Origin of the sequence: Hirschia litorea, assembly GCF_042665075.1 — a bacterium.
GTDB classification, from domain to species: Bacteria; Pseudomonadota; Alphaproteobacteria; order Caulobacterales; family Hyphomonadaceae; genus Hirschia; species Hirschia litorea.
In genome coordinates this window covers 177,629-202,242 of the sequence record NZ_JBHTBR010000002.1, presented here as the reverse complement: position 1 = coordinate 202,242, position 24,614 = coordinate 177,629, and the positions used below count along the sequence as shown (strand labels likewise).

24 protein-coding genes are annotated in these 24,614 nt (G+C 46.9%); 15 read left to right on the top strand and 9 right to left on the bottom strand.

Features of this window, described 5'->3' with window-relative positions:
* Nucleotides 1–7: 7 nt before the first annotated feature.
* The 3 genes from ACFQS8_RS01045 to fabD all read right to left on the bottom strand — a co-directional run bounded on the left by ACFQS8_RS01045 (nt 8) and on the right by fabD (nt 2,068).
* Nucleotides 8–241 (bottom strand): acyl carrier protein, encoded by a 234-nt coding sequence (locus ACFQS8_RS01045; RefSeq protein ID WP_382164870.1) that lies wholly within the window; start codon nt 239–241, stop codon nt 8–10.
* A 116-nt stretch (nt 242–357) separates the two neighbouring features.
* Nucleotides 358–1,098 carry a 3-oxoacyl-[acyl-carrier-protein] reductase gene (gene fabG / locus ACFQS8_RS01040; protein WP_382164869.1) on the bottom strand — a complete coding sequence of 247 codons (741 nt, stop codon included), beginning with the start codon at nt 1,096–1,098 and terminating at the stop codon, nt 358–360.
* A 10-nt stretch (nt 1,099–1,108) separates the two neighbouring features.
* On the bottom strand, nt 1,109–2,068 hold the full coding sequence (gene fabD / locus ACFQS8_RS01035; protein WP_382164867.1) for an ACP S-malonyltransferase: 960 nt from the start codon (nt 2,066–2,068) through the stop codon (nt 1,109–1,111).
* A 260-nt stretch (nt 2,069–2,328) separates the two neighbouring features.
* On the opposite strand from fabD, the gene rpsF reads away from it, so the two are divergent.
* The 12 genes from rpsF to ACFQS8_RS00975 all read left to right on the top strand — a co-directional run bounded on the left by rpsF (nt 2,329) and on the right by ACFQS8_RS00975 (nt 15,685).
* The gene (rpsF, locus tag ACFQS8_RS01030) at nt 2,329–2,727 is read left to right on the top strand and encodes a 30S ribosomal protein S6 (RefSeq protein ID WP_382164865.1); all 399 of its coding nucleotides are present in this window, start codon (nt 2,329–2,331) and stop codon (nt 2,725–2,727) included.
* 2 nt (nt 2,728–2,729) lie between these two features.
* Nucleotides 2,730–2,990 (top strand): 30S ribosomal protein S18, encoded by a 261-nt coding sequence (rpsR, locus tag ACFQS8_RS01025; protein WP_382164863.1) that lies wholly within the window; start codon nt 2,730–2,732, stop codon nt 2,988–2,990.
* Nucleotides 2,991–3,003: 13 nt separating this feature from the next.
* The gene (gene rplI, locus ACFQS8_RS01020; RefSeq protein ID WP_382164861.1) at nt 3,004–3,597 is read left to right on the top strand and encodes a 50S ribosomal protein L9; all 594 of its coding nucleotides are present in this window, start codon (nt 3,004–3,006) and stop codon (nt 3,595–3,597) included.
* Nucleotides 3,598–3,778: 181 nt separating this feature from the next.
* On the top strand, nt 3,779–5,374 hold the full coding sequence (locus tag ACFQS8_RS01015; RefSeq protein WP_382164859.1) for a replicative DNA helicase: 1,596 nt from the start codon (nt 3,779–3,781) through the stop codon (nt 5,372–5,374).
* A gap of 73 nt (nt 5,375–5,447) precedes the next feature.
* Complete coding sequence (alr, locus tag ACFQS8_RS01010; RefSeq protein ID WP_382164857.1) at nt 5,448–6,575, top strand: alanine racemase; 1,128 nt, start codon at nt 5,448–5,450, stop codon at nt 6,573–6,575.
* Between the two features lie 31 nt (nt 6,576–6,606).
* Complete coding sequence (locus ACFQS8_RS01005; protein WP_382164855.1) at nt 6,607–7,401, top strand: MlaE family ABC transporter permease; 795 nt, start codon at nt 6,607–6,609, stop codon at nt 7,399–7,401.
* 3 nt (nt 7,402–7,404) lie between these two features.
* Nucleotides 7,405–8,175: an ABC transporter ATP-binding protein gene (locus ACFQS8_RS01000; RefSeq protein ID WP_382164853.1), complete on the top strand. Its 771-nt coding sequence runs from the start codon at nt 7,405–7,407 to the stop codon at nt 8,173–8,175.
* A 47-nt stretch (nt 8,176–8,222) separates the two neighbouring features.
* Nucleotides 8,223–9,596, top strand: coding sequence for a DNA repair protein RadA (radA, locus tag ACFQS8_RS00995; protein WP_382164851.1), 1,374 nt, complete (start codon nt 8,223–8,225; stop codon nt 9,594–9,596).
* 4 nt (nt 9,597–9,600) lie between these two features.
* A complete protein-coding gene (locus tag ACFQS8_RS00990; RefSeq protein ID WP_382164849.1) occupies nt 9,601–10,140 on the top strand; it encodes a CvpA family protein in 540 nt (179 codons plus the stop codon).
* Between the two features lie 79 nt (nt 10,141–10,219).
* Nucleotides 10,220–11,866 carry an amidophosphoribosyltransferase gene (gene purF / locus ACFQS8_RS00985; RefSeq protein ID WP_382166566.1) on the top strand — a complete coding sequence of 549 codons (1,647 nt, stop codon included), beginning with the start codon at nt 10,220–10,222 and terminating at the stop codon, nt 11,864–11,866.
* Nucleotides 11,867–11,893: 27 nt separating this feature from the next.
* Complete coding sequence (locus ACFQS8_RS00980) at nt 11,894–12,601, top strand: SDR family NAD(P)-dependent oxidoreductase (RefSeq protein ID WP_382164847.1); 708 nt, start codon at nt 11,894–11,896, stop codon at nt 12,599–12,601.
* Nucleotides 12,602–12,832: 231 nt separating this feature from the next.
* Nucleotides 12,833–15,685, top strand: coding sequence for a phosphoenolpyruvate carboxylase (locus ACFQS8_RS00975; RefSeq protein ID WP_382164845.1), 2,853 nt, complete (start codon nt 12,833–12,835; stop codon nt 15,683–15,685).
* A 64-nt stretch (nt 15,686–15,749) separates the two neighbouring features.
* Here ACFQS8_RS00975 and der read toward each other — a convergent pair whose 3' ends face one another.
* From der to ACFQS8_RS00945, 6 genes are all read right to left on the bottom strand, one after another.
* Complete coding sequence (gene der / locus ACFQS8_RS00970; protein WP_382164843.1) at nt 15,750–17,177, bottom strand: ribosome biogenesis GTPase Der; 1,428 nt, start codon at nt 17,175–17,177, stop codon at nt 15,750–15,752.
* 38 nt (nt 17,178–17,215) lie between these two features.
* Nucleotides 17,216–18,538 carry a PQQ-like beta-propeller repeat protein gene (locus tag ACFQS8_RS00965; RefSeq protein ID WP_382164841.1) on the bottom strand — a complete coding sequence of 441 codons (1,323 nt, stop codon included), beginning with the start codon at nt 18,536–18,538 and terminating at the stop codon, nt 17,216–17,218.
* Entirely contained in the window at nt 18,535–19,299 is a 765-nt protein-coding gene (locus ACFQS8_RS00960; protein WP_382164839.1) for a tetratricopeptide repeat protein, read from the bottom strand. The genes ACFQS8_RS00965 and ACFQS8_RS00960 overlap by 4 nt, the downstream gene beginning before the upstream one ends.
* Before the next feature lie 68 nt (nt 19,300–19,367).
* Nucleotides 19,368–20,234, bottom strand: coding sequence for a 3-methyl-2-oxobutanoate hydroxymethyltransferase (gene panB, locus ACFQS8_RS00955; protein WP_382164837.1), 867 nt, complete (start codon nt 20,232–20,234; stop codon nt 19,368–19,370).
* A 99-nt stretch (nt 20,235–20,333) separates the two neighbouring features.
* Nucleotides 20,334–20,915 (bottom strand): NnrU family protein, encoded by a 582-nt coding sequence (locus ACFQS8_RS00950; protein ID WP_382164835.1) that lies wholly within the window; start codon nt 20,913–20,915, stop codon nt 20,334–20,336.
* Entirely contained in the window at nt 20,915–21,358 is a 444-nt protein-coding gene (locus ACFQS8_RS00945) for a MarR family winged helix-turn-helix transcriptional regulator (protein ID WP_382164833.1), read from the bottom strand. Before ACFQS8_RS00945 ends, ACFQS8_RS00950 begins: the two co-directional genes overlap by 1 nt.
* 127 nt (nt 21,359–21,485) lie before the next feature.
* On the opposite strand from ACFQS8_RS00945, the gene ACFQS8_RS00940 reads away from it, so the two are divergent.
* From ACFQS8_RS00940 to ACFQS8_RS00930, 3 genes are all read left to right on the top strand, one after another.
* Nucleotides 21,486–22,163 (top strand): SOS response-associated peptidase, encoded by a 678-nt coding sequence (locus tag ACFQS8_RS00940; RefSeq protein ID WP_382164831.1) that lies wholly within the window; start codon nt 21,486–21,488, stop codon nt 22,161–22,163.
* A gap of 240 nt (nt 22,164–22,403) precedes the next feature.
* Nucleotides 22,404–23,606 (top strand): cell surface protein, encoded by a 1,203-nt coding sequence (locus ACFQS8_RS00935; protein WP_382164829.1) that lies wholly within the window; start codon nt 22,404–22,406, stop codon nt 23,604–23,606.
* Between the two features lie 16 nt (nt 23,607–23,622).
* A complete protein-coding gene (locus ACFQS8_RS00930) occupies nt 23,623–24,609 on the top strand; it encodes a DUF6384 family protein (RefSeq protein WP_382164828.1) in 987 nt (328 codons plus the stop codon).
* The last annotated feature ends 5 nt before the right edge of the window (nt 24,610–24,614 follow it).

Below are 24,614 nucleotides of genomic sequence, written 5' to 3'. Positions count from 1 at the left end.
CTAAAGCTTAAACGCGCTCTTTGATGAACTTAACAGCGTCACCAACAGAGTTGATTTGCTCTTGCACTTCATCTGGAATTTCGATTGAGAACTCTTCCTCAAACGCCATCACTAGCTCAACTAGGTCAAGACTGTCAGCACCAAGATCTTCTTGGAATGTTGCTGCTTCTACTACTTTGTCGGCGTCTACTTCCAGGCGCTCGACCACGATTTTCTTAACGCGTTCGATTACGTCAGCCATGGCTAAACCTCTTCTTTGTTAGCGGCTTCGCGGAGAGACCCCGTCTTGCCTTAGTGGAATGGCGCGTTAACACGCCATATTTTTTTTTACCATACTAAAAAGCGAAATTAACGCCTTTATAGCATAGCCATTCCGCCATTCACATGCAGAGTCTGTCCTGTCATGTAAGCAGCTTCATTACTGGCCAAATAAGCGACTGCGGCTGCAATGTCAGCCCCTTCACCCAATTTACCTGCAGGAATTGATGCTAAAATGTGTGTTTTTTGCGCTTCATTAAGCTCATCAGTCATTGGAGACGCGATAAATCCAGGTGCAACACAGTTCACCGTGATGTTGCGACTCGCCACTTCCTGAGCAAGTGATTTAGAAAAACCAATCATTCCAGCCTTGGATGCAGCATAGTTTGTTTGGCCTGGATTTCCAGTCACACCAACAATACTTGTAATCCCAATGATTCGTCCTGAGCGGCGTTTCATCATTCCGCGCATGCAAGATTTTGCGAGTCGGAAATAAGATTGCAAATTCACATTCAAGACGGTTTCAAAATCTTCGTCCTTCATTCGCATAAGAAGCCCATCACGTGTGATACCCGCATTCGCAACAAGAATATCTAAACCGGTGCCTAGAACTTCTTCAGCTTTACCAACAAGCGCAGATGTCTCTTCCGCATCCGATAGATTACAGGCGACAGCATGAGCACGCTCACCAAGTTCTTGGGCTAACACATCAAGCTTTTCTTGACGCGTGCCAGATAGAACGACGGTTGCACCCTGTGCATGGAGTGTTCTAGCGATCTGTCCGCCGATGCCACCTGTCGCACCCGTTACAAGTGCTGTTTTTCCACTTAAATCAAACATGGCTATTCCTTTAGACCTCGTCTAGCGATTTTGCGAAAGCCTCAAGGTCTGCTGGCGCATTGAGAGCCACACCTTTAAGCGAACGCGCAATGCGTTTATTCATTGTCGTTAAAACCTTGCCTGCACCAGCTTCTACCGTTAGGTCAAGCGCTCCGCCCTCTTCAGAGGCCATCCATTCCACAGATTCGCGCCACCGCACACGTCCAGTTACTTGCTCAACAAGCTGTTTACGGATTGTTTCTGGGTCCTCTGTAGGACGCGCCGTCACATTTGCGACCAGCGGGGCCATTGGTGCGATAATTTTAGTATCAGCTAAGGCAATCTGCATTTTTTCCTGAGCAGGCTGCATTAAAGAGCAGTGGAAAGGCGCGCTTACAGCAAGTGGAACTGCTTTTTTAATGCCAACATCTCCAGCCGCTGCACACGCAGCATCAATGGCTGCTTTGGAACCTGAGATTACAATTTGGCCCGGTGCATTATCATTTGCAATATCACACGCACCTACTTTGCGACCTATTTCAACCAATGCCTCTGCCTGCTCTTGGTCAGCACCCAACAAAGCCGCCATAGCACCTTCACCAGCCGCTACAGCATCCTGCATTGCCTCTCCGCGCAAACGAAGCAGCTTCGCGGCATCTGCCAATTTGATAGCACCAACAGCAGCAAGCGCAGAATATTCACCCAGCGAATGCCCCGCTACGAATTTCGCATCCGCAGGCTTAACATTGAATTCATTCTCCAATGTACGCATTACAGCAATGGAAACAGCCATCAAAGCAGGCTGCGTATTAGCTGTCATAGTCAATTGTTCTTCTGAACCATTCCATATGAGGTCTGAGAAGTTCTCGCCCAATGCAGAATCAACTTCATCAAAAACCGCTTTAGCAGCAGGAAATGTATTTGCGAGGTCTTGGCCCATTCCAACGCTCTGAGCGCCTTGTCCAGGAAAGATAAAAGCGTATCCGCTCAATGTGTCACTCCGAATTTGTTTTCTTCTTTTGGTAAATGCCTGAACGCAATCGCACAAGCTCCTATTTTCATTGATATGACTCGTTGGCTTTGTAATCATATCTTTTCAGGAAAAACTTGCTTTGCGTGCAGATATAGGTTATTTGCGCGCTTCGCCAAATTGGCGGTCCCGTCTTCGTCCTTTGAAGACATCAGGGATCCGACGTTTTTAGGTCGCCCTTCGTCCTTTAAGCGCCGCCAATTGCTAGAAGGGAATTATCTATGGCGTTTTATGAACACGTGGTCATTGCTAGACCAGACATTTCTCAGCAGCAAGTAGAAACACTTGTTGAAGAAATCACAGCAATTATCGTTGAAAAAGAAGGTACTGTTTCTAACACAGAGTACTGGGGTCTTCGCAATCTTGCTTACCCAATCAACAAATCCCGTAAGGGTCACTACTCACTTATTAACATCGACGGACCAGCAGCTGCTATCCAAGAAGTTGAGCGTCGCTTACGCATCAACGAAGATGTTATTCGTTTCCTGACCATCCGCGTCGAGGAATTGTCAACAGAACCATCAGCTGTATTGTCTCGCAAAGATCGCGGTGACAAGCCAGAACGTGGTGATCGTGATCGCGGTGAACGCCGCCCACGTCGTGACCGTGAGGATTCTTAATCATGGCCCAGCAAAAACTAAACATTTCAAACATTCCTTCACGTCGTCCATTCGGTCGCCGTCGTAAGGTTTGCCCATTTTCAGGTGATGCAGCTCCTGCACTCGACTTTAAAGATGTAAAACTTCTACAGCGTTACATCTCTGAAAAAGGGAAAATCGTTCCTGCACGTATTACTGCAGTAAGCCACAAGAAACAGCGTAAACTAGCACAAGCTATCAAACGCGCACGTCACTTGGCTCTTTTGCCATATGCTGTGAAATAAGGGAGATAAATTTATGAACATTATTCTCCTTGAGCGTATCGAAAAGCTTGGCGACATCGGTGATGTTGTAAATGTAAAAAACGGTTTCGCACGTAACTTCTTGCTTCCACAAAACAAAGCTCTTTTGGCAAATGCTGCTAACAAAGCTCGTTTTGAAGCAGAGCGTGAACACATCGAAGCGCGTAACGCTGCTAAACGTGAAGAAGCACGTGTTGCTGGTGAAAACATTGATGGTGCATCATACACATTGATCCGCCAATCAAGTGACACTGGTTTCCTATACGGTTCTGTTTCTGCCCGTGACATTTCAGAGCACGCAAAAACACTTGGCCACGACATTGCGCGTAACCAAGTTGACCTAAACCAACCAATTAAGAAAATTGGTTTGTATGAAGTCAAAATCCGTCTTCACGCTGAAGTCGTTATCACAATCTCAGTTAACATTGCCCGTTCAGAAGATGAAGCTGAACGCCAAGTTGCTGGTGAAAACGTTATTGAAGCAACACTTGAAGCATCCCGTGCTGAAGCAGATGCACAAGCTCAAGAGATGGCTCGCGCCTCTCGTGAAGCAGCTGCACAACGTGGTGATGTAGACGAAGAGCTTTAATCTCTCTTTGATCACAAAATTTAAGGGAGCCTTTAATCAGGCTCCCTTTTTTGTGCCTAAATTTCAGCTATCATAAAAAATGTTCTCATCTGTTCACGACTTCTCCACAGAAGCCGCAAACTTGTGAATCAGTAAAAATAAGGTAAAGATTTTACCTCGAATAAAGGTTAATATCGCTGCCATGACCCAAGATGACATTCCAGAATATTCAGCTGACGACTTTCGCGACAACACACCTGATGAAGTCGCATTAGCCGACAATGCACCGCTTGCAGATGTAATTGCGCATCCCTCTTCTGCCGAAAAATCGCGTGATAAAGGGATTAACGTTGACGAGCCTCACAATCTAGCCGCTGAAATGGCTGTTCTGGGGGCGATTCTATACGACAACAACGCTTATCAGCGTGTTGGTGACCTATTACAAGGCAGTGATTTTTACGCACCTGCCAATCAGCGAATCTACGAAACTGCGCAAGTTATGATTATGAAAGGTCGCGTCGCTGACGGTGTGACCTTGATGGAACATTTTGAAAGTGATGGTGTATTTGCAGATATCGGTGGCGCTCAATACCTCACGACACTTCTAGATTCGAGTGCTTTTGGTCCGGAGATTGTTGACTATGCACGTCTGATTCGTGATCTGGCCATCCGGCGTGAGCTAATGCAAATTGGTTCGATGATTGTCCAAAGCGCAGCCAAAAGTGATGGCGAAATGGATGGTGCGGGTCAAATCGAATCTGCTGAGAAACAACTTTTTGCACTTGCAGAACGAGGAACAGCACAGGGTGGATTTGTTTCTTTTGAGCAAGCGGTGGCAACATCCATCGAGCATGCCACAGTCGCCTATCAATCAGACGGTGGCCTCTCTGGTATCTCTACGGGATTGGATGATCTTGACCAAAAAATAGGTGGACTTCACCGCTCCGACTTGTTGATTCTCGCTGGACGCCCTTCCATGGGTAAAACAGCTCTAGCAACGAATATTGCATTCAATGTTGCTCAAGCTTGCGTTCGTGAAAAACAACCTGACGATAGCTATAAGAGTGTTCAAGGCGGCGTTGTCGGCTTCTACTCTCTTGAGATGTCAGCAGATCAGCTTGCTGGACGTATTCTTGCGGATGTGTCTTGCGTTCCATCAGACAAAATCCGTCGTGGTGATATGGATGAACGCGATTATGCACGCCTAAGGGAAGCAGCGAAAGAAATTGAACGTATTCCTCTTCATATTGATGATACTGGGGGGATCTCAATATCTCAGCTTGCGGCACGTGCACGTCGTTTACAACGTAGCCATGGGTTAGACCTTCTTGTCATTGACTATCTTCAGCTAGTGACGGCTGCAGCCGGAGCTAAATCCGATAGCCGTGTGCAGGAAGTATCTCAGATCACGATGGCGATGAAATCACTCGCTAAAGAATTGGCTATCCCTGTTATCGCCCTCTCCCAGCTTTCTCGTAAAGTGGAAGAACGTGATGATAAGCGTCCACAATTGTCAGACCTTCGTGAATCAGGTTCGATCGAGCAAGATGCGGATATGGTGATGTTCGTTTATCGTGAGAGCTATTATCTGGAACGACAAGAGCCAGACGAGAACAACGAAAATTTCCTCGCATGGAAAGAACGCATGGAATCTAAAGCTGGAAAAGCTGAAGTCATTATCGCCAAGCAACGGCACGGACCAATTGGTAAAGTTGAACTCGCCTTCGATTCAAATCGTGTTCGTTTTGGAAATTTGGCACCAGCTTTCCGCTCAAATGACTTTGATGACGACGAATAATAATCGATTATAATTCAAGTAGGGGTCGCGCTTGCCATAAAATCAGACTAATTGGGCTGGCATGACTCCTACTATGACAAACGCGCTCCATAACTCGACTGATTCTAACTCGATGATTTCATCTTCGAGCCCATCTTCGACAATTCATTTGCAGAATATAGTCGCCAATTGGCATACACTCGCAAAACTAAGTGGATCTGCGGAAACAGGTGTTGTCGTCAAAGCAAATGCTTATGGCCTTGGAGCAACAAAAATCGCACAGGCATTATACGAGGCAGGATGTCGTACTTTTTTTACAGCACATACCAATGAAGCAACAGAAATAAGAAAAGCGGTGGGACCGCTGGCTTTGGTATTTCTGTTCCACGGTTTGCAACAAGACAATGTCGATATCGTGATATCTCAGGATATCGTGCCCGTTCTAAATTCGCTAGAACAATTAAAACTATGGCAAAAAGCTAACGCTCCCTTCCCCGCAGCATTGCATATAGATACCGGTATGAACCGCCTTGGTTTGCAAATTAAGGACATTGCAGACGCAAAAGACATCTTACCTGAAGGACGCATTGGTTGGGTCATGAGCCATCTTGCATGTGCAGATACTCCAGAACACCCTATGAATGCGCGGCAATTAGAATTGTTTAAAAAAGTCGCCGCAGTTTGGCCTCAAGCACAAAAATCACTCTGCAATTCTGCGGGCATTTGCTTGGGTAAAGACTTTACATTTGACCTAACACGCCCAGGCATCGGGCTTTACGGCGGATATTCGCGCGCAAATGTATTTACGCCAAAACACGCAATCACGCTTACAGCGCCGCTTCTGAACATATTCTCACCGGAACATTTTGAAGATGCGACGATTGGTTATGGTGCGACATTACCGGTAAAACCAAATCAAAGGCTTGGCACTGTTGCACTTGGATATGCTGATGGAATGTTGCGCTCATTATCCAATTATGGATTTGGCTATATAAAGGGCGTGCGGTGTCCGATCGTGGGCCGCGTCTCTATGGATTTAATTACATTAGATATCACAAATGCGCCATCAGACACCTCAATTCTGGACAGAGTTGAGTTTCTAGGGCAACACGCCAACATAGAAGAACAAGCGCGTGCTGGCGTGACAGCAAGCTATGAACTTTTAACATGTTTGGGAACGCGTATACCACGTGTATATGAACAACCAGAACAGTCCTCGTAAGGACACATATTTATACAAGGGTGAGCCTTAAATGAGCCTTGCACTATTTAATCCATTTGCAGCTATCGGGCGCATGGTTCTTGCGACAAGTAAAGAAGTTGGACGTCTAACTATTTTTGCTGGTCGTACCTTATGGGCCTGTCTCACTCCCGTTATCTACATCCGCGAAGTTTTGCGTCAGTGTGTACAAATAGGCTTCTACTCCTTGCCCGTGGTGGGGCTAACAGCAGTCTTCATTGGTGCAGCTTTAGCTTTAAATATTTATACAGGTGGTTCACGCTTTAACGCCGAGCAATTCGTTCCTAATATTGTCGTCCTCGGTATTACACGTGAGCTCGGACCAGCATTCGCAAGCTTGATGCTTGCAGGACGTGTCGGTGCTGGGATCGCTGCGGAAATTGGAGCGATGCGCGTTACCGAGCAAATTGATGCGCTTCATACGCTTTCAGCCAAACCCGAACGCTACTTGTTTGCGCCTCGGGTCATAGCTGCCACGCTTACCCTACCCCTTCTTGTGCTTGTCGCAGATATCATTGGCGTTATGGGCGGCTGGCTCGTGAGTGTCGGTGCGCTAGACTTCAATGGAACCATATATCTTCGTAACACACTCGATTTCGTCACCCCTAGTGATGTTGCAACAGGTTTGATTAAAGCTGCTGTTTTCGGAGCAATCATTGCAATAATGGGCTGTTATCAAGGTAACAACTCCAAGGGCGGTGCTGGCGGAGTAGGACGAGCAGCGACGCTTGCCGTTGTATCTGGCGCTGTTCTGATCCTTGCCTCCAACTATGTGCTTACATCTTTATTCGTACAATTGGGGCTCTAAGATATGACCCAGTCAAACTCAAACGCACTCCTTGAACTTCGTAATGTTCATAAGTCCTTTGGTTCTAAACACATTCTACGCGGTGTTGACCTATCCGTTGCTCCCGGACAATCGCTTGTCATCATAGGCGGCTCAGGTACAGGAAAGTCAGTGACGCTCAAATGCGCTCTTGGCTTACTAAGCCAAGATACCGGAGATGTGTTTTTCGATGGCGAGCCGGTAAAGTCTCAAAAATCCATTGAAGAAGTCCGCGAACGCACCGGCATGTTGTTTCAAGGCGGCGCGCTATTTGACAGCCTAAAAATATGGGAAAATGTATCTTTTGCTCTCATTAATCGAGGCGGCATAAGCCGTAAAGCAGCAAAGAAGCAAGCTATAGATACATTGGCAAAAGTGCGTCTTGGCGCTTCCGTTGCTGACCAATACCCCTCAGAATTGTCCGGCGGTATGCAAAAACGTGTCGCCCTCGCTCGTGCCATCATCGATAAGCCAGACTTAATTTTCTTTGATGAGCCAACTACGGGTTTGGACCCAATCACTGCGGATGCAGTAAATGACCTTATCGTCGAACAAGTAAAAGCTTTGGGTGCAGCTGCGGTGACGATCACGCACGATATGGCATCCGTACGAAAAATCGCTGATGTAGTCGCGATGATATATGAAGGAAAAATCATTTGGTCCGGCCCTGTCGATCAACTGGATGATTCAGGCAATGAATACATTGACCAATTTGTGCATGGGCGCGCACAAGGGCCAATCCAGCCTTCTATGTAAACATCCGCTTCAGCATCCATTCAGTATCGGTGTGATTTAGGTATTTCATGGCCAAAATAACGACAGCATTTGTATGCCAATCCTGCGGCGCAACTTATTCCAAATGGAATGGGAAATGCGATGCATGCGGAGAATGGAATACACTGGTAGAAGAAACCCAAGGCGCACCCGGTGGTCTTGCTATGCCGCCAGCTGGTAAAAAGCGCAAAGTTGGCGCAATGACATTTGATGCGCTGGGTTCTGACATCCCAGTTCAACCACGATTGTCAACAAACATTCCTGAACTCGACCGTGTGTTTGGTGGTGGCCCCGCTCCATCTTCAGCCGTACTTATCGGAGGAGATCCTGGGATTGGGAAATCTACGCTCCTTTTGCAAGCAGCTGCCGCCTTAGCAGACCAAGGCATCAATGTTGTGTATGTTTCAGGTGAAGAAGCTGTCGCTCAAGTACAGGGCCGCGCGCAGCGACTAGGCGTTGGAAATTCACCAGTTAAGCTCGCCTCAGAAACAGACTTAAGAACCATAATTGAAGCTTTAAAAACAGAACGTCCGCAAGTCGCCGTCATCGATTCTGTGCAAACAATGTGGTCTGATAGCCTTGATGCTGCGCCCGGCTCAGTAGGGCAAGTGCGTGCGTGTGCACAGGAACTTACGCGCTATGCCAAGAAAAATGATTGTGTCATGGTCCTTGTTGGGCATGTCACAAAAGATGGCCAGATCGCGGGTCCACGTGTCATGGAACACATGGTTGATGCTGTCTTTTATTTCGAAGGCGAGCGCGGTCACCAATACAGAATATTGCGCAGCGTAAAAAACCGTTTTGGCCCCACAGATGAAATCGGTGTTTTTGAAATGTCCGAGCGCGGTCTTCATGGCGCACTTGATCCATCACAATTATTTCTTGGCGGCAATGAGGAATCAGTCCCAGGACGCGCTGTATTTGCAGCAATGGAAGGCTCCCGTCCTGTTCTATCAGAAGTACAGGCACTTGCCGGCCCGCAAGCACTTGGATCTCCTCGGCGTTCGGTAGTGGGCTGGGATTCCCCACGGCTATCAATGTTGCTTGCTGTCTTTGAAACGCAATGTGGTCTCGCCTTCGGAGCGCGCGATGTATATCTAAGCGTGGCAGGAGGGTATAGAATCGCTGAACCTGCAGGTGATCTAGCGGCAGCAGCAGCGTTGGCATCATCAGCTTTTGACAATCCAGTTCCAGAAGCGTCCGTCTTTTTCGGAGAAGTTTCGTTATCGGGCGCAATTCGCTCTGTAGGCAGAATGGATTCTAGGCTAAAAGAAGCAGCAAGACTCGGGTTTGAACGCGCATACGCACCTCCGGGCGCACCTTCCAATATCGACGGAATGGTGGTTCATGAGGTATCAAAGTTAGAAGACTTACTTAAAGTACTCCAAAAAGAGGCTCAATAAGATCATGGAAGAGTTTGCAGGCAGTCAAATCACTGCGTTTGATATTGTTGTTGTTGCTGTTATTTTCATTTCAGCCGTGATGTCTCTTAGTCGAGGACTCGTTAGAGAAGCATCATCCATATTGTCTTTTGTTGCAGGTGGTGCAGCTGCAATATTGCTGGTTCGATTCTTTGGCGAATCTGCACGCAATATGCTGCCCGAATCTTGGCCACCTTTAGCAGCCGATGCCGTATTAATTGTAGGTGGTTTCTTAACTGTCTACATCATTGCGGGTTGGTTGGGATCTCAATTGGCGAGATTCATTCACACTTCTCCCCAAATTGGCTCGCTTGACCGCATTGCAGGTGCAGTTTTTGGTGCTGCGCGTGGCATGCTTGCAATAATGCTCTTTGTTTTGCTCATGCACATGATGATTCCTAAAGATAATACGCCTGCCTTTATTGCCAACTCCAAACTTTATCCTTACGCGGATAATGCCGCGACTTGGTTTAGCGATAATTTCCCCGGCTTCGTGCAACAAGCCAAGGATGCTGCAGACCTATAGATTACTCGGCTCAGATATTCTGGGCCGATTTTCGTTTAATGCTGATGACCTAGGCAAAGGAACGCTTGTGCGCAACGACATGAAGACTGCAAACTCAGAAACGATTGCAGAAGAAAATATCGGGCTGGAAACAGCAAGCCTTAGACATAAATGTGGTGTATTTGGCGTATTCGGCCATAAGGATGCAGCGATCCTCACCGCACTTGGCCTTCATGCCCTCCAGCATCGCGGACAAGAAGCCGCTGGTATTGTCAGCTTTGATCGCACCTATCCAACAGACACCAAAAACGAAAAATCCCGTGACACTGCCTTCACACAATTAAGAAAAAACATGACAACCCATTCTGGGAAAATCCATGTTGAATATGATGCCTCTGATAGACCCGATACGGAAGAACCGGTCGAATCATTTTATATTGAACGTCACCTTGGTCTGGTCGGAGACAATTTTGGTAAAGATGGTGAGGCCATCAAGAACCTAAAAGGTAGCGCAGCGATAGGTCACAACCGCTATTCTACATCTGGAGGCGTTGCCCTTAGAAATATCCAACCAATTTTTGCAGATTTAAAACTTGGTGGCTTCGCAGTTGCCCACAATGGAAACCTTACAAATGCTGAAACGCTTTGGGATTCATTGATGCAGAAAGGCGCTATTTTCCAGTCCAAGATGGACACAGAAGTTATCCTTCAATTGACGGCGCACTCCAAAGAAAGCAACACAATCGATCGTTTCCTTGATGCGATCAAACAAATAGAGGGCGGATATGCCCTTGTCTGTCTTACAAATAAAAAACTTATCGGCGCGCGTGACCCATGGGGTATTCGCCCACTCATTCTAGGTAAAATCAAGAATTCCGACCCTGAGGCTCAACCCGCCTATGTGTTAGCTTCTGAAAGTTGCGCACTCGAAGCGGTCGGGGCTGAAACTGTTCGTGAGATCGAAAATGGTGAAGTCGTCGTCATCACGCGCAACGGCATCAAAAGCCACTTCCCATTCCCGAAAACTGAACCTCGTCCCTGCGCTTTTGAATACCTTTATTTCGCACGCCCAGACAGCATTATGCACGGAAAAAGCATTTATGAAGTCCGAGAAGAAATGGGACGTCAATTAGCCCTAGAACACCCTGTTGCAGCAGACCTTGTCGCGCCTGTTCCCGATGGTGGAAATCCGGCTGGACTCGGCTATGCAGAGGCAAGCAAGATACCCTTTAAGTTTGGAATTATTCGTAACCACTATATTGGACGCACATTCATCCAACCAACGCAGGATGCACGTGCAGGAAGCGTGACACGTAAACATGCTGCAAACCTGCACCTCGTACGCGGCAAAAGCGTTATTCTCGTGGATGACTCTATCGTACGCGGCACGACCTCAAAAGCGATTGTTGCAATGATGCGCAATGCAGGCGCAAAAGAGGTACACTTCCGCGTTGCATCTCCACCTATTAAACATCCAGACTTCTACGGCGTAGATATGCCCACGGAAGCTGAGTTGCTGGCGTCTCGAATGAGCATTGAAGAAATGACTCAATGGTTGGGCGTTGATTCCTTGGGCTTCTTATCCATTGAAGGGTTTTATAAAGCCCTTGGCGAAGACGCATATGACCCAGAAAACCCTAAATTTGCTGATCATTGCTTCACCAATAATTATCCGACCGTTTTGACGGATAAACGCAATGCTGAAAATAAAATTCACCAACAGAATATTTTTGGCCGCGATCGCTAAAATACCTCCTATCACACGGATATTATCATGACTGACAAACGCATTATTCTCGTTACAGGAGCTTCAAAAGGCATTGGCCGCGCAACGGCTAAAGCTCTTGCGAAAGAAGGTGCGCACGTCATTGCATTGGCACGTTCAACAGAAGCTTTAGAGGCATTGGATGATGAAATCCGTGCTGACACAGGCGAGAGCGCTACGCTGATAACATTGGATCTAAAAGATGGTTCCTCAATAGACCGCATTGCTGCCCCCCTAAAGGAGCGGTTTGGACGCATTGATGGTCTCGTCGCAAATGCAGGTATTCTCGGCACAATCGGTCCATTGGAAACCGTTAGCCCTCGCAGCTTTGAAGACACCATCAACATAAATCTAATTTCGAACTGGCGTCTTATACGAGCACTAGACCCATTGCTTCGTCAGAGTGAAGCGGGCCGCGCCCTGTTTATGACCTCAGGGGTTACAGTGCGACCACGCGCTTTCTGGGGCCCGTATCAGGCATCAAAAGCTGGTCTAGAAGCTATGGTACAAGCATGGGCTTTTGAAACAGAACAATCATCGTTGAATGTAAACTTGTTTGACCCAGGTGCCACAAAAACAGATATGCGTTTTTCAGCCGTTCCCGGTGAGGACCAATCTCTGCTACCGACGCCAGATGAAGTGGCGTCCAAACTGACATTTTATGTGTCCAAAGCCTGTGATCTACACAACCAACGTATTTCTTATCGTGAGCTGTAAACCTGCACTTGCACTTTCATAAAAACATCGTCAAAAGACGATAAATGATGAGAAAACTACCTTCTCATCAACGATTTGAAGCGCATTTGGACACAAATTAACGCATTATGATTTCTAAACACACTGTTTCGTTTAGAAATACGTGTGGTTAGGTTACAAGCGAGCCTCGAACGGCTATGACATCAACAATATATTAGCCATTATTTGACCGGACTTTAGGAGACCCCTCTCATGACAAGCCCTTTAACATCAGGAAAATCTCCCGAAGCCTACATTCAGGCCACCCGTGAAATTTTGGCCAAATACTCGTCAGAAGTTGCTCTGGACCCTCAGACAAACTCAGTGCGCCGTTTGGCAATAGATTTATTTCGTGAACTTGAAGTAGGTGACCTTCAGGTTTCAGATTTGCAAAGTGTGATCAACACTCTAGGCGGCAACGTCTTAGAGGACAGATGTGAAACCTTCCGCTCGCGCCACCGCCTCTTAGCAGAAGATGACCCTAGCGCCGAATTGCGCGGCTTGCTGGAAGCGCTCGCAAACAAAGGCGAGGCAGTATATCGCGCCGCTATGGAACGTGTCGCTTCTGGTGTTGTGTTCACAGCGCACCCAACATTTGCCCTTCACCGTAATTTGCGTCGCGCCTATGTTGAATCAGCCATATCAAAAGACGGCACACCGTGCCGTGAAGAGCTAAAATCCATCGCTGCTAAAGGCTTGTATCAAGACGACAGCATTTCCTTGATGATGGAACATGAAGATGTTCAAAATGCACTTCACAATGGGCAAGCAGCACTAAAAGAAATCTGGAGCCTTATTCTGGATGTTGCTAAAGATAAATTCGGTGACTCATGGAAGACAATCCACCCTGCACTCATCAATCTTGCGTCTTGGGTTGGATATGACCTTGATGGTCGTACAGACATTCACTGGGGCGCAACATTACACCTACGTCTCTCCGAGAAAGCTGTACAACTTGAACGCTATGCAGCTGACCTAAACTCTTTTGCGTCTTCAAACGAAGAACTAAAAGGTATCGCGTCAAAGCTTGAAACGGCTGCCGTCCATGCCCGCACCGCTGCAAATGCATTTGGTGGTGACCTTGATGACGCCGAAGTTCTCGTAAACGCAGCAAACACTTTGACGCCTGACAATGACGCAAAGCTCATTACACTAAAACCAATCATTGCACGTCTAAGAGAAATCGCTGTTAATTCAGATGACGCAACCGCAAAATCTCTTCTCTTATTAAGTTCACAAATGGATGCGCTTGGCTTGGGAACTGCGCGTATTCACTTGCGCATCAATTCCGCCCAAATCCACTCTGTATTGCAGCACGAATTGCGCATTGCGACAGATGATGTCGAATTTGGTCGTGTTGTATTGGCCGAACTTGCTAAACGCGCAGATGATGCTGATGTTCAGCACGTCAACTTTGCCGACCTCTTCCGAGAGCAAATGACTGCACGTCGCCAAATAATGCTGTGTGCGCAAATTTTAAAACACATTGATGCGGATACACCTATTCGCTTCTTGATCGCGGAAAGTGAAAACCCAGCGACAATTATGGGTGCTCTATTCCTAGCGCGCCAATATGGTGTTGCAGACCGCGTTGACCTATCACCGCTCTTTGAAACACCAGATGCGCTAGAGCGTGGTGACCGTTTTGTTGAACGCCTCATCGAAGATCCTGCTTTTGTCACATATGTAAAAGAGCGTGGACGTTTGAGCTTGCAATTTGGCTTCTCGGACTCAGGTCGTTTCTCATCTCAACCAGCCGCGAATATGGCAATTGAACGTATCCACAACCTTGTGGGTTCAGCTATGACAGCCCATGGCGATTTAGATGACGTTGAATTGCTTGTATTCAACACGCACGGAGAATCAATGGGTCGCGGAGCCTACCCTGGTCACTTCAGAGAGCGTTTCGATCACCTACTCACACCATGGACACGCACACAATTTGAGAAAAAAGGCCTCGCCTACATTCACGAATTTTCTTTCCAAGGCGGTGATGGTTTCATGCACTTTGATGCATTTGAAATTGCTAAATCTACGCTTTTAGAAGTTGCGACGCATATTTTAGCCGAGCCTAATGTAGACTTGGACGACCCTTTCTATAAGCGTCGGGATATCAGTTGGGATTTCTACCGCAAACTTCGTGAATGGCACGAAACTTTGTTTGAAAACAAGGACTACCCTGCTGCCCTTCTTGAATTTGGTCCTGGCCTTCTATTCAAGAGTGGATCTCGTAAATCTCGCCGCCAAACAGGTGCATCTGCAGGTGAATTAGGCTTACGCTCACTGCGCGCCATCCCGCAAAACGCTATTTTGCAACAGCTCGCAATTCCATTGAATGTTGCTTGTGGGTTTGGCTCTGCTGCTGGAAATGAACCAGACCGTCTTGTGGACCTCATGCGAAACTCAAAGCGCATGAAAAGTTTGATCCACATGGCTATTGAAGCACGTAACCTTACAAGCTTGCCGGCTTTCCGCGCTTATGGCTGTTTATATGACCCAAGCCTTTGGTTCGCGATAGCAAAGCGCAATGACCGTGCAAATGCCCAAGTTTACCGCCGTCTTGGCTATTTGTTTTCAGATTTGGAAACACATTCTTCGATCACAAAACTTGCAAATGCAATCACAGTAGACCTTGCACGCTTTGACCGTATTCTTGAAGATGTCGAAGGTGAAAGCGTCACAGCAGACCGTTATAAGTCGCGTTTGGATATGCACGTTTTCCACGCTGTACGCCAAGCCTTGATGATGCGTGCTTTCTCATTGTCAGCACGTCTACCAGAATTTTCGCGTCGCCATGGTTCAGCCATCAGTGCTGAAACGCTGCTCAAGCAAATTACACAACTGCAAATTCCAGACACGGTCACTAAGGTGCGCGATGTTTTCCCTGCAGAAGACAGACGTAACCCGAAATTTGACGAGTTGCTTGAACCATCAGATATGAATGCATCAGAGGACCAAGGTTATTCTGAAATTCACACTGAACTTCTAGCACCACTGGAAGAAATTGATGACGCTATGAAAGACCTAACTGTCGCTGTCTGCAGCCTCTATTCTGCCTATGGCTAAAACATAGAAACACCTCATAAAGAAAAGGCCTCCCATTTGGGAGGCCTTTTTTATTATATCAGAGTTATTTTGTTTTTCGGTTTCCATCCGCTTTATCCGCATATGGGTTTGCCCCTTGCCGGACAAATAAGCGAATAGGCACACCCGGCAAATCAAATGCTTCTCGCAATCCGTTCACCAAATACCTCTTATAACTTTCCGGCATTTGATCTCCACGTGATGCCATCAAAACAAAAGTTGGCGGCCGTGTTTTCATTTGAGCCATATAACGCGGTTTAATCCGCATACCACCTGGTGCTGGTGGCGGATTTTTCTGAACTGTATGCTGAAGCCAATTATTCAAATCACGCGTCTTAATACGCGCAGACCAGTCGCTAAACACCTTCGTTGCCGCAACCATCATCTTATCGAGATTACGCCCTGTCTCACCTGAAACAGTTACGAGCGGCGCACCTTTAGCTTGAGGCAATAAGCGACGCGCTTTATCTTCCAATTCCTTACGCAATGTAGATGCATCTTCTACCAGATCCCATTTCGTACACACAAACACTACACCGCGGCCTTCACGTAGAACTAGGTCAGCAATCTGCAAATCCTGCTTCTCAAATGCATCCCGAGAATCCATTACAATAGCCACGACATCGGCATATTTAATCGAGTGAATCGTCTCACCCGTGGACATTTTCTCTAGGCGCTCTTGGACTTTTGCCTTTTTGCGCAATCCTGCCGTATCGACCAGACGCATCTCACGACCTTCATACTCCCAAGCGACGGTTACACTATCGCGTGTAATACCAGCTTCCGGCCCAGTAAGAAGACGATCAGATTTTAGCAAAGCATTTAAAAGCGTTGATTTACCGGCATTCGGGCGACCAACAACTGTGAATTTCATCGGGCGCTCAGGCGGCGCTTCCAATTCTTCAGCTTCCATATCAAATTCAACAGAATCATCGTCCCAATCGGGTTCTGAATCTTTGTTTTGATCTGGGTCCGTTAAATCCGGTACAGCATCACAGATTGCTTGGAATAGGTCACTCATGCCTTCGCCGTGCTCGGCTGAAAGCGCAACAGGTTCGTTAAAACCTAAACTGAAAGCTTCAATCAGTCCGTCATTTCCCTGACGGCCCTCACACTTATTCGCGACAAGAATAGTTGGCTTGTCCGCTTGGCGTAGTAATTTCGCAAACCGTTTATCAATAGGTGTCACACCCACACGTGCATCAATCACAAAAAGTGATACATCTGCTTCTGCGATAGCAAGCTCAGTCTGGTGACGCATACGCGCTTCTAGTGATGCATCATTCACATCTTCAAAGCCCGCAGTATCAATCAAATCCAGCTCAAGATCGCCCAATCGACCACGCGCTTCTTTACGGTCACGGGTAACGCCCGGTTGGTCATCAACCAATGCGATTTTTTTACCGACGAGTCGGTTAAATAGCGTCGATTTCCCAACGTTAGGGCGACCGACAATGGCCACCTTCAACGCCATGATTCTGTCCTTCGTTTTAAAAGCTGTAAACCTTCATCTTATCGGATAGCGACTAGATCACCTTTATCCGTAAGAAGGTAGACACGCTCATGAGCTACAATTGGTTCAATGTAAACAGGGTCACCAACTTTCAATTCTTTTACCACATCGCCAGTTTGCGGGTCCAGAGCCACAACATGGCCTGTTGAGGAGGCAAGAATAACATGATCTGACGCGACCACAGGACCAGACCAAACAATTCTCTTCTTACGCTTCTTCTCTTTTTTATACTGACGTAATTGCTTAACCCAGACGACTCCACCCGTGCTTTTATCAAAACACGCAATCTGGCCCTCTGTGCTTATCGCAAATAGGAATTGTCCAGATAGTGCTGGCGAATGGATTGAACCAAAAGGCTTCTCCCACAAACGTACACCGCTGACAGCATCAATAGAGACAAGCACGCCAGATTGACTCGCGGCATAGACCGCACCTGAATCAATCACAGGGTTTCCCGCAATGTCATTAATCGCTGAGATCGGCGTGAACCGTCCTCCACGTGTTAGACTGTCAGTCCACAAACGGCGACCATTGCCCGGCACGTAGGCGATAACTTCTCCAGAAGAAAATGGAACAGCAAGCAAATCCCCCTCAATAGCTGGGCTTGGCGCTGATAATACACGCGCACTCTCTGCAATGGCCTGATCAGACCACGCAATGCTACCATCATTCAGGCTAAGAACATAAATCTCATTGTTTGAAGATGTAATGTAAGCATACCCATTATGTATAGTTGGCGATCCGGTGATAGGCGCTTGTGTTTCACGTTTCCACAACTGGGTTCCAGAATTAATATCTAACGCCACAACATAACCAAAGCCAGATGTCACAATGATCTTATCGCCTGCAACAGCCAAACCGCCACCAATTGCGATTTTATCACGCTTGCGTGGCGGCTCTAATTTCTTCTTCCAAATTGAATTACCCTGCAAGTTTACAGCACGCACAGTTTGTTCACTGTCGAGGATATAAAGCGCATCCGCTGTTGCAACTGGTGTGGCAATTAACCGAAGTTTGCGAGACGAGCCGCTTGCAACACCTTTTTTCCAATCAATCTTAAAATCAACGCCGCCAACGCGATTCCCAGCGTTTTTCTGAGAATTTCCGCCTGATTGTGGCCAAACACCCTCATTAGTAGCTGTCGGCAAATATACAGACATGGTCGCATAGTCGACATCAGCTTCAAGATCAGCGTCACTCGCAATAAGAGGCACGCGTTGCGCGCGGTCTGCTGCTTCAGCTTCCTTTTTCTCAGCTGACGTACATGCACCGAGTGCAAATAACAAAACAGCACCCATCGCTATTTTACATAGATTTCTCATGATGGGTCCTCTTGATTACCCGAAGCACCTTCTGACGCATCTTCAGAAACAGTTTCTTGTTCTGCCTCTACTTTCACGACAGTTTCATCAGTGACTGCTGTATCGGCTTCCGCATCAACTTTCACCGATGCAGGCAGAATCGCCAATGCTTCATTTGCGCGACTACGCACCCCTTCAGGTGCATTCAAGCGCAATGTTAACGCCTGATACTCAGAGCGAGCACGTTCTAAATCCCCTTCATCAAAAGCTTTAGCAGCGATCAATTCGTGTGCAAGGGCACCAAAACCGCCCTCATCGTCAACAAGATCACCAAGCGCAGTCTCTATTTCTGAGAGAGTTTTTGTATCCGCCAAAAAATAAGCCGCTTTTATCGTCGCTAATTTTGCAAGTGCACCTTCACCATCGGCAGCTGCTTTAAGCGCATTGGCCGCCGCTTCAGTATCTCCAGCCAACTGCAATTCAGCTTGTGCTAGATATTGCGCTGATAAGTCGGCAAATCCAGAGTCTGTATCCAACACTTTTCCAAAGTGATTGCGTGCGCCTTCAATATCTTGAATTTCAAGGGACTTTAGACCTGTTTCAAACGCACGACCATTCGCTTCCATTTTGGCAACAGCCGCATCATCAAAATACGACTTTGCACCGACCATTCCCACAATGGCGATGGACCCACCTAACACAAACGGCCAAGCCATTTTCCAAAACTGATTCAGTTTATCGGCCTTAACGTTCTCTTCTACTTCGTCAAAAATGTCGCTCACGCGTCGACCTTCCTCAATTCATTCAACTGATCAACCAACTAGGCAAATCACCTTCTCAGGCGGCGACACTAGCCGCCCCGCTTTTTCACTGCAATGCGCGATTGCTTGGTTTTTCCATTTGACGACATTGTATATGTCTCTTCTTCTCCTGGAAAACGTCTTCCTCGCACATCTGCGGCATACGCTTCTACCGCACGCCCAATCTCTCCGCGTACATCTCCATAGCGACGCACAAACTTTGGTGTCCAATCAAACATGCCAATCATGTCGTGCGTGACAAGGACTTGCCCATCACATGACACGGAAGCCCCAATCCCAATTGTTGGACATGAAACTGCTTTTGTTATTTCTTCCGCTAAGTCTTCTGCAACACCTTCCACGACCATTGCAAAACACCCAGCTTCGTCCGCCGCCTTTGCCTCAGCCATAACGCGCTTACGCTCTATATCCGAACGTCCCTTTGCGCGAAAGCCTCCATCGACATTCACAGCTTGAGGTCGCAGCCCTACATGCGCCATGACAGGGATACCACGCTCCACCATGTGAGCAACGGCACCAGCAGCATATTCACCACTTTCAATTTTAATAGCCTGACAGCCTGTCTCTTTCATAATGCGTGCAGCATTCAAAAAAGCGACATCAGGGTTTGTTTCATATGATCCAAACGGCATATCCACAACGACCATCGCCTGAGACGAACCACGCATAACTGCCTGCCCATGCAATATCATCATCTCCATCGAGACACCGACAGTCGAATCAAGGCCGTGTACCACCATGCCCACACTATCCCCCACAAGAATGAGATCACAGAATGGGTCCATCATTTTCGCCATGGGTGCATCATATGCTGTGAGACACACAATAGGTGTTGCCCCTTTCGCTTGCGCGATATCACGAACAGTCTTACGGCGAATTTGGTTTTGGGCAGACATAGGCTAAAGCTCCAACGCAAATATGAGCGCACATATTAGATTGCACGCTCACATTCATTTGTCGCGAAAATTAGGCGACTTTTCTTTTAAGATAAAGACTTAGATCAATACCGGCCTTCCGATCAACATGTCGTGCAGTATAAATACCGTCGCCATATAAAGTAAAAGTCCAACGCCGACTGCAATCACATCACCCTTCACGCTTACTTGCGCGCGACGCATACCTTCATCTCCGCGCAGCTTGGCCATAGTGCGCGAAATACTCGCCATGATCAGAAAACCTGCAAATAAGAGAACCGATGGCCAATCTCCATTATAAATCAGGTGAACACTTGCCCATAATTTAACACCGTTCAGCATGGGGTGTTTTGAGTATTTTTTTATGTAACCCGCCGGTGCCTCTGCCGCGACGAGCAGAATAAATGAAAATGGCATCACTGCGATAATGATATGGCGCGTCCACTCAGGCGCAATCCATAGTGGCGTATTCCAATTTTCATCTATCCGCGCCAATCCATAACCATAGATAATCATTCCGAGGCCAATTACCGAAAATAGCGCAAAAATAGCCTTATATTTTACACCAAATTTTTGGGAGATATTGCCATCCGCGCGAGACCTAAAGGATGCAAATACATGCAATCCTAAAAATACAGCCAATCCAGAAATCAAAATATACATTATTCTACCCCCGTTTTACGTCCTAAATTTCCAGACACACGCTTCAACAATCCTAGCAACACTTTAACGTCATCCGACGACAGCCCCTCAACAGCGACTAATTCTTGCGCACTAAAAGCCTCAATTACTTGTTTCATTTCATACGCTTTGGGAGTGCATTTTACCCTTAAGATGCGCGCATCATCTTTATCGCGCTCACGTACAACAATGCCTTTTTTCTCAAGTGCTTTCAGCGTGACCGAGATACCCGATGCATCCAACCCAAGCCGCGCTGCTAGAACCTTTTGTGGCACGCCCTGTGCCTCTTCAAATAACAGTCCCACAAGCCGAAATTCCGCGTAAGTAACGCCAATCGGCGCTAACGCATCTCGCATCAGTATGGAAAAGTGCCGCTCAATCCGTCCGATCCACGGTAAAATTTGGTTGGAAAACTGCTGATCCATATACCTCTCCCTACTTTAGTCTCTCCCTTAGCGCAATTAGATGAATTTATCAATGATTGATTTAATCAACTAATTGATCGCATTATTCGCCCTAGCGTAAAATCAGCAATCAGCGTATCCAAATGTCATGTGCGGACGATTTTACATACATGACATACCGTGGTCAGAATATTACGGGTATCTCAATCTCATTGAACCAGAAGGCGTATCGCCACCTGCGGCCAATTATAACATTGCGCCCATATCGATTGCGCCCATCATTCGCCCTCGCGAACACCGCCAACCCGGATATGAGATGATGCCGGCTTTATGGTCTCTTGTGCCATCTTGGTGGAAAAAGCCGCTTTCTGAGAAAAAATTCTCAACCTTCAACGCACGCAGCGAAGGTGTAAATGAAAGCAAAACCTTCCAAGGGCCATTTCGCCATCATCGCTGCCTCATCCCTATGAGTGGTTTTTACGAATGGTCCGGTAGCAAGGGATCGAAAACACCGTTTGCAATTTCACTCAGAAATCGCCGCTGGTTCTGCTGCGCTGGCTTATGGAGCCGCGCAATGATTGATGGATCAGAAATAGATACATTCTCAATCCTCACAACCTCTCCAAATGATGTCATGGCGGGACTACACACACGTATGCCAGTTATCATTCATCCTGAAGATTATGAGCGATGGATGCAGGCGCACTACAATGACGTTTATGACCTTATGCGCCCCTTTCCATCCGCTGGCATGCATGCATGGCCTATTGGACCAGATGTTGGAAATGTCAGAAACAATGGTCCGCACCTCATTGAAGAGGCCTAGGCCACATTGCCTTAACCAAAAATCTTAGATTTTTCAGACAAAACGCCCTCAAAATGACACGCGCTATCATTAAAAAACTGTTAGCAAGGTATATGCACAAAAGAATGTCGCGCATCAGGTGAATAGACTATTTGCATAGAATAACTTGTTGTAAGAGTGCTTCATCATCGATTTTTATCAACATTTCGATTCCGTGGGGCTCTTGCGGTCATTTCCATCGCGATCAGAAGGGACAAATTTATGAACACTCCAACTTCTTTGGCTACCCAAAGCCCAACTGCACTACAATATTTAGATAAAGCCGTCGGTGGTCTTCGCAATCTTGGGATCATGCCCGACAAACAAAACGAAACAGCACCGATTGTTGCGCTTCTAAACCAGATTTCAGACTTAGACCCAGATAAGACTGCTGCGATTGCGCGCACTCTGGATCAAATGTCTACCTTCAACGACATTGTACGCGAGCACATCTCAGGTGTGACAGTCGGTGAACGTTATGAAGGTATCACCACAGCATTCAACTCCATCCGCGACGATTCTAAATCACTCGTTGATCAATATTCCGACGGTAAGATCTCAACAATGGAGCGTGTCTCCAATGCTTGGATGAAAATGACACGCGGTGATGTTGCCTCTCGTTTTGGCAAAATCAAAGAGCTCTACCTCGAAGTGCAAGCAGAATCCGCCAACCAGATCGACAAAGAAAAGCAAATCCTCGAAGCCTACTTAGATTTCCGTGGCGCATTGAAACAATCAGAAGTCTTGGCTCTCGAAATTCTAAAAACAGCTGAGACCAAACTTGACGAAGCCAAAGCTACTGTAGCAGCCGCTCTTCAAGATGTTGTTGATTATGTTGGGCATGATGCTGCCCGCCGCGCAAACCTTGAATTGGTCCGCGATGAAAAATTGCGTAAACTTCAAGCTGAAGAAAAACGCTACCAAATCGCAAAAGACCTCTCAGACAATATCACAATCGGTTACAACACTTCCGAAGTGATTATGGCGCGCTTGGTTCAAACAACATCAGCTAAAGAGCGCATCTACGCACAATCTGTTTCATTCTTCTCAACCAATGAAGTTGTGCTGACAGCTCTTACAGCCTCTTTCACTGGCCTTCACGGATTGCACGAAAGCACACAAACACTTGAAGCCATGAAGAAGGGTGTCAATGAATCTCTTGAAACACTCGCTAACATTGGTGGAAAAGTTCAAGAAGCTGCCCTCAAAGCTGGTTACGGACCTACAGTCTCCGCAGCATCTGTAAAAATGCTTGTAGACTCAGTTGTGAAATACCAAGAGCGCAGCCAAGAAATCATTAAAGAAATGCGTACCCTCGCTACCGAAAACTCCGAAGAAATCCGCGAAAGCGTGGAAGAAGGCAAACGCCGCCTTACACGCCTCGTACAAGAAGGTGCATCCAGCGCCCTATTACCTCGTGCATAGAATGCCAACCGCATAAATGACAGAAGACCAAAATACTGAGCCGGCAACATCTTCAAAAACTCCCGATGTTGCCGATGCTCACACAAGCCCTCAAAAGCTAGACGATGTCCTCATTGCGATGGACATCGTTGATACGTTGCGCCATCGCGAACAATTGGTCTTAAGAGAGTTGGATACAGATTCCCGTGAACAGGAACTAATCCAACGCCTCAAAGAAATTTATGCAGCACAGGGAATTGATGTATCAGACGATACGCTCCGCGATGGTGTAAAAGCGCTTGAAGAAAATCGTTTCGTCTACACACCGCCCAAAAAAACGTGGAAAACAAAACTCGCAAAAATTTATGTAAAACGCGACAAATGGCTAAAGCCAGTCCGCAATGGTTTGCTTGCACTTTTAATTGGCTCCGGCGTTTGGCATTTTGGTGTATCGGCACCTCACAAACAAAAGCTTCAAGCTCAACAAATTGAGCTTACACAGACTTTACCTGAAGAGCTTACAAAGCTGCGTGACAACATCCAAGCAACAGCAACGCAAGATAAAGTCACCACGCAGGCAGAAGCCTATTATCAGGACGGTATCACAGCCATAGCGGACGCAGACCTGAACGCTGCCAAAGCAGCACTAAACGCTCTAACAACGCTTAAATCTGACCTTGATGTTGAATACACCGTCCGCATTGTGTCTCGCCCAGGCGAATATTCTGGCTTATTTCGTATTCCAGATGATGCACCTCAAAGACCCAATTATTACCTCATTGTAGAGGCAATTGATGGTGCTGACCGCGTGATAACAGTTCCTATTTCAAGCATTGAATCACAAAAAGCTAAACGCGTTTCCATTTGGGGCGTGCGTGTTCCTAAAGCTGTTTTCGACAAAGTTTCAGCTGATAAAAAGGACGATTCAATTATCCAATTCTCAGAAATTGGTTCAAAATCAAAGGGTCAGATAACCCCAGACTACACTATCGACACGCTCGATGGTGCAATTTTCGATTGGTGATGAGA